At 45.9% G+C, this 3,679-nt stretch carries 3 protein-coding genes; all 3 read right to left on the bottom strand.

Annotated features, from left to right (window positions below):
* A partial coding sequence (locus tag VF500_RS02570; protein WP_330858177.1) for a hypothetical protein occupies positions 1 to 761 on the bottom strand: 761 nt, incomplete at its 3' end.
* A 17-nt stretch (positions 762 to 778) separates the two neighbouring features.
* A complete protein-coding gene (locus tag VF500_RS02565; RefSeq protein WP_330858176.1) occupies positions 779 to 2,284 on the bottom strand; it encodes a RagB/SusD family nutrient uptake outer membrane protein in 1,506 nt (501 codons plus the stop codon).
* Positions 2,285 to 2,303: 19 nt separating this feature from the next.
* On the bottom strand, positions 2,304 to 3,679 hold a 1,376-nt coding region (locus tag VF500_RS02560), incomplete at its 5' end, for a SusC/RagA family TonB-linked outer membrane protein (protein ID WP_330858175.1).

Below are 3,679 nucleotides of genomic sequence, written 5' to 3'. Positions count from 1 at the left end.
GCACTTTCAAATGTTCCTGTTGAGGTACTACCATCTGCAAAAGTGAATGTTATGGTGTTATCCGAATAATTGTGCAGCCAGGTACCTTCCCCTTTAGGGATCTTGCGGTAAAAATTATTTACATCGGTAACCGGGTTTTGTATGTATTGAAAATTGGCGTACTTGCCATCGGCACCGGCATTGTTCACTATTTTACCGTAAGTATTACCATCGGCAGTTACACCAGTATAGGTGAAGGTAAGTGAGTTATCCAGCTCTGCCGAAGGACCATCAGTGGCGGGCCAATCCCAGGGTTTATCATCAAGCTTTAAAACCGCACCACCGCCATATTCAGGGCCGGTACCGCCATAAACTACCAGGCCATTTATTTTAAATGTACCCAGTAATACTTCTGAAAAAGGTTGCAGAATTACTTTCCATTCCTTCTTTTCACCGGTTTCGGAGGTTACAGTATAAGTAGCCTGGTTACCCGTACCCGAAAAATCAACTGCCGCGCCTGATGCAGGTTGCAGGTTTGATTTATATGATGATATTACCGTTGGTTTAACCTTGCTGAAATCATTGGTTGGTTGTACCAGTACACGTACAGTTACGGTTGATGCATCGCGGTCAATAACCGCGGGGCCTATTTGTACCAGCCCTGCCCCTACGCTGAATGATTCAATTGCCCGTTCATGGCTTTTGATGCCATCCATCGGGTCTTTTTGGCAGGATGTTGCAAAAAACACCGCCAGTAAAATGATATATGTTAGTTTTTTCATTTTCAATAATTATTTGATCACTTACCTAAATTGGGGTTCTTATTTACTTCAGCCTGCGGTATCGGGAAGTAATACGAATCGCCGGTGATGGTTTTACCATAGGTATCTTTCAGTACCGATTCCATTTTATGGCTGCGGCGAAGATCAAACAGGCGGTTTCCCTCAAAGCAAAGCTCCCATTTACGCTCCTGGATCACAGCATCCCTGAATTGTGCAACCGACAAGCCCGGCGGCAGGTTACCCAGACCTGCCCGGGTACGGATCCTGTTTACAGCAGCATACCCCTCGGCAGTTGGGCCACACGCTTCAGCATAGATCAGCAACACGTCCGAAAAGCGGATAATAGGCGTATTGGCACTGGTTTGCTGCCCTGTTTGCCAACCCGAATCATTAAACTTGTTGCTGAACGGACGGTAATATGAATCGGTAATACTGAGGTTTTGCGTTGGGCCTTTATTGCCACCGGCATCGCCCACATCATAAATTGTGGAGATGATCAGCTGGCTTTTGCGTTTATCATTGGCATCAAAGCTGTCGTAAATACCGCTCTCGGTAAGGAACTCGTTAAAGCCACCGGGTACATAAGTGCCATTAGGTAAACGGAAGTTGAGGTTAGGCATAAAAAACAGTGGTAGCTTAGAATACTGGCCTTCATCGGCACCGCTCCTGTCAACCGAAGCATCAAACAAATGCTCGGGGCCGAGTTTTTTATTTACATCGTAAATAGCCACCAGATCCGGATCAAGACTGTAAACCGATTGCCCCGCAACCACTTTGGCAGCCCAGGTTTTGGCGTTGTTGTACATATCATCGGCATTGCTTACAAAATCATAGCCCGGAGAGCTGCTTGCTTTGGCAGATGCCAGTGTAAGGTAAACTTTGGCCAAAATACCTTCGGCCCCTACCTGGTTAACCCGACCAAGCCTTACGGTTTGATCCATCATTCCGGCAGCTTTGGTTAAATCGGCAATGATCAGATCATAAATATCCTTCATGCTTGATTTGGGCAGATTGGTTTGGCTGATATCATCAACCGGATCGGTATGTAAAGGCACAGCGCCAAACAAACGCACCAGGTTAAAGTAGTGCAAAGCCCTCAGCGTATAAGCCTCGCCAAGGATCTCATTTTTTGCAGCATCAGTCATGCCGGTAATGGCAGGTACATATTTGATAACCAGGTTGGCGCGGTTTATCCCCACATATGGAAACTGGTAGGCCGGGGCCAGTACACCGTTGGTTGGAGTAACAGTCAGCTGATCAAGCAGCATTTCGTCGGCACTTTTGCCGCTGGCGGCAGCAACGTCCTCGGTAGGCAGTTCGGTTAGTACGATAAAATTACGCGAATAATAGCCCAGATCGGGCAGGATAGAATAAGCGTAAATAAGCGCCGAATTTGCATCCGACTCTGTTTTATAAAAATTGGTAGTGGACAGGAAACCGTAAGGTTTTTCCTCCAGTTGCTTTTTGCATGACAACGTCATTGTTGTTGCTGCTAAAGCTATGATGTATTTAAATTTCTTCATGTTGGTGATGGGTGCTTAATTAAAAACTAACATTTAAGCCCAGCGAATACTGGCGCGGCTTGCGGTAGTTACCACCAAACTGCCCGTTTTCGCCTACCTCAGGGTCAAAGCTTGGGCTGAAATTGGTGAACGTGTACAGGTTGGTACCCGAGAAATAAACCCGCAGATTAGAGATCCCCTTAATTAAATTTGGCTTTAGCGTATAACCTATATTAAGGTTTTGCAGGCGCAGGTAGGTTCCCTTTTGCACGTACCAATTTGAAGCATAATAAACGCGCGTAGCATTTACACTCGGGTACAGGTTGGTATGATTATCGGGAGTCCAGGCTTGCAGCTGCGCACTTGGCGTAAAGGTTTGAAAGTTAAAAATATCGTTACCACTTACTCCGTAAAACTGGGCGTACAGATCAAACTGGCCGTACTTTAACGAAGTGTTAAAGCCATAGTAAAATTTAGGATTGGGGTTACCGATAATGTACTCGCCCTGCCCTACCGCGATAGGTCCGCCTGCTAAGTATTTAATGTCGCCCACAGTTGCAGCAGTGCCATCAACAGGATTAGTGCCGCCTGCTGTTTGCACAATGCCATCAAATTTATAACCCAGGAAAACATTGGCAGGCTGCCCGTTAATGTAGTAGTTTAATGGTGCACGAATGGCTTCAATATCCTGCCCGTTAGCTTCTATCTGGTTGCCGCCGCCAATGGCAATTACTTTATTCCTGTTCAGTGCAAAGTTGCCGCCTACGCTCCACGAAAATTTATTCCCCTGGAAGATCTGTGCATTGGCAGCTAACTCCACACCGCGGTTATCAATGGTACCGTCATTCACTTCAATTACCGAAAAACCTGATGATAAGGCAACCTGGTTTTGGCGCAGCAGATCGGTTGTGTGTTTGTAGTAATAATCGGCAGTTAAGGTAAAGCGCTGGTTAAACAGGCCTAAATCCAAACCAATATCCAGCTGGCGGGTGGTTTCCCATTTCAAACTTTTGTTTTGCAAACCGTTAAATACCTTGCTATTGGTGTTTGAGCCATCGTTATAATACGGCGGCCCATAGCCTGTTTGAAATCCGCCATCGGTAAAATATTTGTAACTGCCCAACGTAGCCAGCGACTGATATGGACTAATACCCTGGTTACCTGTTAAACCATAGCTGGCGCGGATCTTTAACTCCGAGATCTGGCTGATATTTTTAATAAAAGCCTCGTCGTTAGCTCTCCAGGCAATTGCTCCCGAAGGAAAAAACGCCCATTTATGGTTTTCACCAAATACAGATGAACCATCGGCCCTGCCCGTAAACGTAAACAGGTACCTAGCCATAAATGTATAATTTGCCCTGCCAATAAATGATTGTAAGGCAGTTTTGGTAAGGCCGTTGCTGATAAACTGCGTAG

Origin of the sequence: Mucilaginibacter sp., from assembly GCF_036383575.1 — a bacterium.
GTDB lineage: Bacteria > Bacteroidota > Bacteroidia > Sphingobacteriales > Sphingobacteriaceae > Mucilaginibacter.
The sequence above is the reverse complement of the archived record's forward strand: the minus strand, read 5'-3'. Positions and strand labels throughout refer to the sequence as shown.